Genomic DNA, 8,729 nt, shown 5'->3' with positions numbered 1-8,729 from the left:
CTGATTGATTAATCGAAATAATTTTCATTGATTGATTGGTTTAAATTACTCGAAGTTTATTTGAGCGAAATTTAAGTCAGTAATTGATGAGCCAGAATTGGCACCTTGTCTTTAAATAAGGTGCAAAATGATTTTAACTGAAGAGTTTGATCATGGCTCAGATTGAACGCTGGCGGCAGGCTTAACACATGCAAGTCGAGCGGAGAGAGGTAGCTTGCTACTGATCTTAGCGGCGGACGGGTGAGTAATGCTTAGGAATCTGCCTATTAGTGGGGGACAACATTTCGAAAGGAATGCTAATACCGCATACGTCCTACGGGAGAAAGCAGGGGATCTTCGGACCTTGCGCTAATAGATGAGCCTAAGTCGGATTAGCTAGTTGGTGGGGTAAAGGCCTACCAAGGCGACGATCTGTAGCGGGTCTGAGAGGATGATCCGCCACACTGGGACTGAGACACGGCCCAGACTCCTACGGGAGGCAGCAGTGGGGAATATTGGACAATGGGCGCAAGCCTGATCCAGCCATGCCGCGTGTGTGAAGAAGGCCTTATGGTTGTAAAGCACTTTAAGCGAGGAGGAGGCTACTTTAGTTAATACCTAGAGATAGTGGACGTTACTCGCAGAATAAGCACCGGCTAACTCTGTGCCAGCAGCCGCGGTAATACAGAGGGTGCAAGCGTTAATCGGATTTACTGGGCGTAAAGCGCGCGTAGGCGGCTAATTAAGTCAAATGTGAAATCCCCGAGCTTAACTTGGGAATTGCATTCGATACTGGTTAGCTAGAGTGTGGGAGAGGATGGTAGAATTCCAGGTGTAGCGGTGAAATGCGTAGAGATCTGGAGGAATACCGATGGCGAAGGCAGCCATCTGGCCTAACACTGACGCTGAGGTGCGAAAGCATGGGGAGCAAACAGGATTAGATACCCTGGTAGTCCATGCCGTAAACGATGTCTACTAGCCGTTGGGGCCTTTGAGGCTTTAGTGGCGCAGCTAACGCGATAAGTAGACCGCCTGGGGAGTACGGTCGCAAGACTAAAACTCAAATGAATTGACGGGGGCCCGCACAAGCGGTGGAGCATGTGGTTTAATTCGATGCAACGCGAAGAACCTTACCTGGCCTTGACATAGTAAGAACTTTCCAGAGATGGATTGGTGCCTTCGGGAACTTACATACAGGTGCTGCATGGCTGTCGTCAGCTCGTGTCGTGAGATGTTGGGTTAAGTCCCGCAACGAGCGCAACCCTTTTCCTTATTTGCCAGCGAGTAATGTCGGGAACTTTAAGGATACTGCCAGTGACAAACTGGAGGAAGGCGGGGACGACGTCAAGTCATCATGGCCCTTACGGCCAGGGCTACACACGTGCTACAATGGTCGGTACAAAGGGTTGCTACCTAGCGATAGGATGCTAATCTCAAAAAGCCGATCGTAGTCCGGATTGGAGTCTGCAACTCGACTCCATGAAGTCGGAATCGCTAGTAATCGCGGATCAGAATGCCGCGGTGAATACGTTCCCGGGCCTTGTACACACCGCCCGTCACACCATGGGAGTTTGTTGCACCAGAAGTAGCTAGCCTAACTGCAAAGAGGGCGGTTACCACGGTGTGGCCGATGACTGGGGTGAAGTCGTAACAAGGTAGCCGTAGGGGAACCTGCGGCTGGATCACCTCCTTAACGAAAGATTGACGATTGGTAAGAATCCACAACAAGTTGTTCTTCATAGATGTATCTGAGGGTCTGTAGCTCAGTTGGTTAGAGCACACGCTTGATAAGCGTGGGGTCACAAGTTCAAGTCTTGTCAGACCCACCATGACTTTGACTGGTTGAAGTTATAGATAAAAGATACATGACTGATGATGTAAGCTGGGGACTTAGCTTAGTTGGTAGAGCGCCTGCTTTGCACGCAGGAGGTCAGGAGTTCGACTCTCCTAGTCTCCACCAGAACTTAAGAGAAGTTCGGATTACAGAAATTAGTAAATAGAGATTTAGATCTTGGTTTATTAACTTCTGTGATTTAAGTATCACGGTATTAAGCATGACCTGACGAAGGTATGTTTATTCATTAACAGATTGGCAAAATTGAGTCTGAAATAAATTGTTCACTCAAGAGTTTAGATTAAGCAATTAATCTAGATGAATTGAGAACTAGCAAATTAACTGAATCAAGCGTTTTGGTATATGAATTTAGATTGAAGCTGTACAGTGTTTAAGTGCACAGACAACAGATAGTAGCGATGAAGAATCGCACGGACAACACTCACTTGTAGGTGTTGACGACTGTTTGGGGTTGTATAGTCAAGTAATTAAGTGCATGTGGTGGATGCCTTGGCAGTCAGAGGCGATGAAAGACGTGATAGCCTGCGAAAAGCTCCGGGGAGGCGGCAAATATCCTTTGATCCGGAGATTTCTGAATGGGGGAACCCACCTACTTTAAGGTAGGTATTGCAACATGAATACATAGTGTTGCAAGGCGAACGAGGGGAAGTGAAACATCTCAGTACCCTTAGGAAAAGAAATCAATTGAGATTCCCTCAGTAGCGGCGAGCGAACGGGGATCAGCCCATTAAGTTATGTGTGTTTTAGTGGAACGCTCTGGGAAGTGCGAACGTAGAGGGTGATATTCCCGTACACGAAAGGGCACACATAATGATGACGAGTAGGGCGAGGCACGTGAAACCTTGTCTGAATATGGGGGGACCATCCTCCAAGGCTAAATACTCCTGACTGACCGATAGTGAACCAGTACCGTGAGGGAAAGGCGAAAAGAACCCCTGTGAGGGGAGTGAAATAGATCCTGAAACCGCATGCATACAAGCAGTGGGAGCACCTTCGTGGTGTGACTGCGTACCTTTTGTATAATGGGTCAGCGACTTATATTCAGTAGCGAGGTTAACCGTATAGGGGAGCCGTAGAGAAATCGAGTCTTAATAGGGCGTTTAGTTGCTGGGTATAGACCCGAAACCAGGCGATCTATCCATGAGCAGGTTGAAGGTTGGGTAACACTAACTGGAGGACCGAACCCACTGTCGTTGAAAAGCCAGGGGATGACTTGTGGATAGGGGTGAAAGGCTAATCAAGCCTGGTGATAGCTGGTTCTCCCCGAAAGCTATTTAGGTAGCGCCTCGGACGAATACCATAGGGGGTAGAGCACTGTTTCGGCTAGGGGGTCATCCCGACTTACCAAACCGATGCAAACTCCGAATACCTATGAGTACTATCCGGGAGACAGACTGCGGGTGCTAACGTCCGTAGTCAAGAGGAAAACAATCCAGACCGCCAGCTAAGGCCCCAAAATCATAGTTAAGTGGGAAACGATGTGGGAAGGCATAGACAGCTAGGAGGTTGGCTTAGAAGCAGCCACCCTTTAAAGAAAGCGTAATAGCTCACTAGTCGAGTCGGCCTGCGCGGAAGATGTAACGGGGCTAAAACTATGTGCCGAAGCTGCGGATTTGACATTAGTCAAGTGGTAGGGGAGCGTTCTGTAAGCCGATGAAGGTGTATTGAGAAGTATGCTGGAGGTATCAGAAGTGCGAATGCTGACGTGAGTAACGACAAAACGGGTGAAAAACCCGTTCGCCGAAAGACCAAGGGTTCCAGTCCAACGTTAATCGGGGCTGGGTGAGTCGACCCCTAAGGCGAGGCCGAAAGGCGTAGTCGATGGGAAATTGGTTAATATTCCAATACTTCTGTGTAATGCGATGAGAGGACGGAGAAGGTTAAGTCAGCCTGGCGTTGGTTGTCCAGGTGGAAGGATGTAGGTATGTATCTTAGGCAAATCCGGGGTACTCTATACTGAGATCCGATAGCAAGCTGTACTTGTACAGTGAAGTGGCTGATACCATGCTTCCAGGAAAAGTCTCTAAGCTTCAGTTACACAGGAATCGTACCCGAAACCGACACAGGTGGTCAGGTCGAGTAGACCAAGGCGCTTGAGAGAACTCTGCTGAAGGAACTAGGCAAAATGGTACCGTAACTTCGGGAGAAGGTACGCTGTTGTTGGTGATGGAACTTGCTTCCTGAGCTGACGACAGCCGCAGAAACCAGGCCGCTGCAACTGTTTATTAAAAACATAGCACTCTGCAAACACGAAAGTGGACGTATAGGGTGTGATGCCTGCCCGGTGCTGGAAGGTTAATTGATGGGGTTAGCGTAAGCGAAGCTCTTGATCGAAGCCCCAGTAAACGGCGGCCGTAACTATAACGGTCCTAAGGTAGCGAAATTCCTTGTCGGGTAAGTTCCGACCTGCACGAATGGCATAATGATGGCGGCGCTGTCTCCAGCAGAGGCTCAGTGAAATCGAAATCGCTGTGAAGATGCAGTGTACCCGCGGCTAGACGGAAAGACCCCGTGAACCTTTACTGCAGCTTGACACTGAACTTTGACCTTACTTGTGTAGGATAGGTGGGAGGCTTTGAAGTTGGAACGCTAGTTCCAATGGAGCCGTCCTTGAAATACCACCCTGGTAATGTTGAGGTTCTAACTCTGTCCCGTTATCCGGGACGAGGACCGTGTCTGGTGGGTAGTTTGACTGGGGCGGTCTCCTCCTAAAGAGTAACGGAGGAGTACGAAGGTGCGCTCAGCGTGGTCGGAAATCACGCGTAGAGTATAAAGGCAAAAGCGCGCTTAACTGCGAGACCCACAAGTCGAGCAGGTACGAAAGTAGGTCTTAGTGATCCGGTGGTTCTGTATGGAAGGGCCATCGCTCAACGGATAAAAGGTACTCTGGGGATAACAGGCTGATACCGCCCAAGAGTTCATATCGACGGCGGTGTTTGGCACCTCGATGTCGGCTCATCTCATCCTGGGGCTGAAGCAGGTCCCAAGGGTATGGCTGTTCGCCATTTAAAGAGGTACGCGAGCTGGGTTTAGAACGTCGTGAGACAGTTCGGTCCCTATCTACCGTGGGCGCTGGAAATTTGAGAGGATCTGCTCCTAGTACGAGAGGACCAGAGTGGACGAACCTCTGGTGTACCGGTTGTGACGCCAGTCGCATCGCCGGGTAGCTATGTTCGGAAGGGATAACCGCTGAAAGCATCTAAGCGGGAAGCCTACCTCAAGATAAGATTTCCCTAGGAATTTATTCCTCTAAAGAGCCGTTCGAGACTAGGACGTTGATAGGTTGGATGTGGAAGCATAGTGATATGTGAAGCTGACCAATACTAATTGCTCGTGAGGCTTGACTATACAACACCCAAGCAGTTGTATATGAAGCATCAATCGATTCATAAACATGCAAAGCAACTTGATTTAGTTAAACACTTAGCTAAAATGAACAAAATCAGATCCAATCAGCCCATCTGTAAAGATTTGGAAAACGCAACGTATCACACAGTGAATAAAACGAAGCAAGTATCCATACCAGTTGTGCTGGCGACCATAGCAAGAGTGAACCACCTGATCCCTTCCCGAACTCAGAAGTGAAACCTCTTAGCGCTGATGGTAGTGTGGGGTTACCCATGTGAGAGTAAGTCATCGCCAGCTCATTATTCTAAACACCCCCGTTCTAACGAATGGGGGTGTTTCTTTATTGGAGGAATTTGTATCCTCAATCTTTAAACATTAAAACTTATTCAAATTATAAAGAAATAAAGCTACTCTAAAATTATTTACCTAATTAGAAATTTAATATGCAATGGATCGTAATTAAAACTTTCTCATTTCCTTATGAGGCACAAATTGCAAAGACTCAACTAGAAGCATTTGAAATTCCTGTTTATATTGAAAATGAGCATACAATTAATATGGATTGGTTTTATTCTAATGCTTTAGGTGGGGTTCGTTTATTAGTTCCAGAAAACTATGTTGATGAAGCGAAGTCATTTCTTGAAAAAGACTTTAGTGATGAGCTTGAACAAAAGTTTGGGGAGAGTAAAGGATGTTGCCCTGAGTGTGGAAGTTTGAATATAGAAGTTAATACTAAAGGAAAAAAATCTGCCTTTTTAGCGTTTATGTTTTTCGGCCTACCTTTATTTTCTTTTAAAAATGGTAATAGATGTAAGCGTTGTGGACACTTTTGGAATTAAATATATAGTAAAAGATTATTGATTATCTTAATTATGGAACCTGATGTAGGGATATTGGATTTAGTTATATCTCTGCAATTAATGTGTTATGTATATAAGGTATTGATATTAAATAGAATAAATTATTTTGATGGCCGTTTAATTTAATAAATATAAGGACTTATTTAATGGTAGATAAAAAACAGCTAACTCAAAAGCAAATAGAGTTACTCCTTGAATTATTAAAGAATAGATTTGAAAAAAATACACATCGTCATACAGAAATAAAGTGGTCGGATGTGCAAAATAAACTAATTAAGGTTCCTGATAAGCTTTGGTCATTGCAGGAAATGGAAAATACAGGAGGAGAGCCTGATGTTATTGTTTTTGACCAGCAGAAAGACCAGTATTTATTTGTAGATTGCTGTCTTGAGACACCTAAAGGTCGTAGAAGCCTTTGCTATGATCGTGAGGCCCTAGAATCTAGAAAAGATCATCCTCCTAAAAATAGCGCAATAGATGTAGCTAAGGAAATGGGAGTTGAACTTTTAACAGAAGAGCAATATTACCAATTACAAGAAATTGAAGAGTTTGATCTTAAAACATCAAGTTGGCTCAAAACCCCAAATGAGATTCGTAAACTAGATGGAGCACTTTTTGCTGATCGTCGATATGGTCGTGTCTTTATTTATCATAATGGAGCGCAGTCTTATTATGCTGCCCGTGGTTTCCGTTGTTGCTTAAGAGTATAGGCATTGCATTGTATTTGAATAAAAAGAAGAGGCTTTGATGTTTTATGCCAAGAAAATGGAGATTCTTGCAACTTTTGATTGATGGCAAACATGACAAGATATGTTCCGGAATTAAATAAAAACATCAGGATATTTGTAGAAATGCAACCAAACCCAATTTACTATAATGAACAACATATTGCTTTTGCTGATAATGTTCGTCGATTTGTACAAAAAGAAATGGCTCCTTTCGTTAATGAATGGGATGAGGCTGAGACATTCCCAAGAGAGCTATATAAGAAGGCTGCTGAAATTGGTCTATTAGGTTTAGGTTTTTCTGAGGAATATGGCGGTATTCCTGATGCAGATCCATTTTATTCATTACTGGCTGGTGTAGAAATGGCAAAAGCTGGTTCGGGTGGAGTACATATTTCACTCATGGTACATACAATTGGAGCTCCACCGATTCAGCATTTTGGTAGCGAAGAATTAAAGTCAAAAGTTTTACCAGGGATTATTTCTGGAGAAAAGATTTCAGCATTGGCGATTACAGAACCTAGTGGTGGCTCGGATGTTGCTGCATTACAGACTAAAGCTGTTCGTGATGGTGACTATTATATTGTCTCGGGTGAGAAGACATTTATCACATCGGGGATTCGTGCAGATTACTATACGGTTGCAGTGCGTACAGATCCAACTAAAACAGGCGCAGAAGGTATTTCAATGTTGCTTGTTGATGCTCACAGTGAAGGAATTACTAAAACACCTTTAAAGAAAATGGGATGGTGGGCTTCAGATACGGCGCATTTGCATTTTGATCAAGTGCGAGTACCAGTATCAAATCTTCTTGGTAAAGAAAATGCTGGTTTTAAAGTTATTATGAATAACTTTAATATGGAGCGATTTTTCTTGGGAGTAGTGGCTTATGGGTACGCGTTAGTCTGTTATGAAGAAGCTTTAGAATGGGCACAACAACGTAAAACTTTTGGTAAAAGATTAATAGATCATCAAGTAGTACGCCATAAATTGGTAGATATGGCAACACAATTGACCTCAACACGGGCATTACTTGAAGAAACTGCATCGAAAATGACTCAAGCGAAGTTACAAGGGCCTGAGTTGGTGGCACAAATTTCAATGCTTAAAAATGTTGCGACTCGCACTATGCAATTTTGTGCTGATGCGGCTGTACAAACGTTGGGAGGTATGGGTTTTATGCGAGGTACTAAGTCTGAACGTATTTACCGTGAAGTAAAGGTCAATATGATTGGCGGTGGTGCTGAAGAAATTATGAAAGATTTGATTAGTAAGCAGCTCGGTTATTAATTCTTGCAGGGTGGTCATTGAGCCACCTTTTTATTTCAAAGCCATTTCCCACACCATTTCTGTTAACTCATCAATTTTGACTTTACCCTCAGCTTTATACCAAGTGACAGTCCACGAAATTGCACCACCAACTAATCTTCGCCAAATAAAGGCATCATGTTTTATCTTGCCTTGAATGCGTAACTTTTCAATGACATCTAACCAGATTTGTTCATATTCATTACGCATTTCTAAAAGATAATCTTGTTTTTCTTTTGACAGCGCAAACCACTCATAAACTAAAACAGCCATGGCTGCACCAGTATCTCCGGTAATTGAAATGAGTTCAGCTTTAATAAGGGCGCGTAATTCTTGTTCTGGATCGGTAGATTGAGCTGCTGCCTCTTCTAAACGAGCAAGATTGTAAATGATAGTTTGCTCCATCACGTGAGCGAGGATGTCATCTTTACTCTTGAAGTGATGAAATAAGCTACCTGATTGAATTCCAATAAATTGAGCAAGTTCGCGGACAGTGGTTTTATCATAACCTTGTTTGTGAAATAGATAGGCTGCTCCCTGTAATAAACGACCACGCGGGCTATCGTCAAAGCAAGAAATATTTGGAATCTGTTCAATTGAAGTAGCAATCATACGAAAGCTGGATCCTTTATATAAAAATATTTACGGAAAAAA

At 44.1% G+C, this 8,729-nt stretch carries 4 protein-coding genes, 2 tRNA genes and 3 rRNA genes; 8 read left to right on the top strand and 1 reads right to left on the bottom strand.

Annotated features, from left to right (window positions below; genetic code table 11):
• Window positions 1-134 precede the first annotated feature (134 nt).
• From MKL33_RS02475 to MKL33_RS02440, 8 genes are all read left to right on the top strand, one after another.
• Window positions 135-1,672 (top strand): 16S ribosomal RNA (locus tag MKL33_RS02475).
• Window positions 1,673-1,731: 59 nt separating this feature from the next.
• Window positions 1,732-1,808: transfer RNA gene (locus MKL33_RS02470), tRNA-Ile, on the top strand.
• A gap of 55 nt (window positions 1,809-1,863) precedes the next feature.
• Window positions 1,864-1,939, top strand: a tRNA-Ala gene (locus tag MKL33_RS02465).
• Window positions 1,940-2,291: 352 nt separating this feature from the next.
• Window positions 2,292-5,182, top strand: a 23S ribosomal RNA gene (locus MKL33_RS02460).
• 182 nt (window positions 5,183-5,364) lie between these two features.
• A 5S ribosomal RNA gene (gene rrf / locus MKL33_RS02455) occupies window positions 5,365-5,479 on the top strand.
• Together the 16S, 23S and 5S rRNA genes with 2 tRNA genes alongside form the textbook arrangement of a ribosomal RNA operon.
• A gap of 146 nt (window positions 5,480-5,625) precedes the next feature.
• Window positions 5,626-6,021, top strand: coding sequence for a putative signal transducing protein (locus MKL33_RS02450; RefSeq protein ID WP_069036945.1), 396 nt, complete (start codon window positions 5,626-5,628; stop codon window positions 6,019-6,021).
• A 167-nt stretch (window positions 6,022-6,188) separates the two neighbouring features.
• Window positions 6,189-6,752 (top strand): DUF4256 domain-containing protein, encoded by a 564-nt coding sequence (locus MKL33_RS02445; RefSeq protein ID WP_119685482.1) that lies wholly within the window; start codon window positions 6,189-6,191, stop codon window positions 6,750-6,752.
• A gap of 141 nt (window positions 6,753-6,893) precedes the next feature.
• Window positions 6,894-8,057, top strand: coding sequence for an acyl-CoA dehydrogenase family protein (locus tag MKL33_RS02440; RefSeq protein WP_270906398.1), 1,164 nt, complete (start codon window positions 6,894-6,896; stop codon window positions 8,055-8,057).
• 30 nt (window positions 8,058-8,087) lie between these two features.
• Here the strand turns inward: MKL33_RS02440 and MKL33_RS02435 are convergent, their stop codons facing one another.
• Entirely contained in the window at window positions 8,088-8,687 is a 600-nt protein-coding gene (locus MKL33_RS02435; RefSeq protein WP_270906397.1) for a TetR/AcrR family transcriptional regulator, read from the bottom strand.
• Between the last annotated feature and the right edge of the window lie 42 nt (window positions 8,688-8,729).

The sequence above is a fragment of the Acinetobacter sp. AOR43_HL genome (assembly GCF_027854635.1).
GTDB lineage: Bacteria > Pseudomonadota > Gammaproteobacteria > Pseudomonadales > Moraxellaceae > Acinetobacter > Acinetobacter pittii.
The sequence above is the reverse complement of the archived record's forward strand: the minus strand, read 5'-3'. Positions and strand labels throughout refer to the sequence as shown.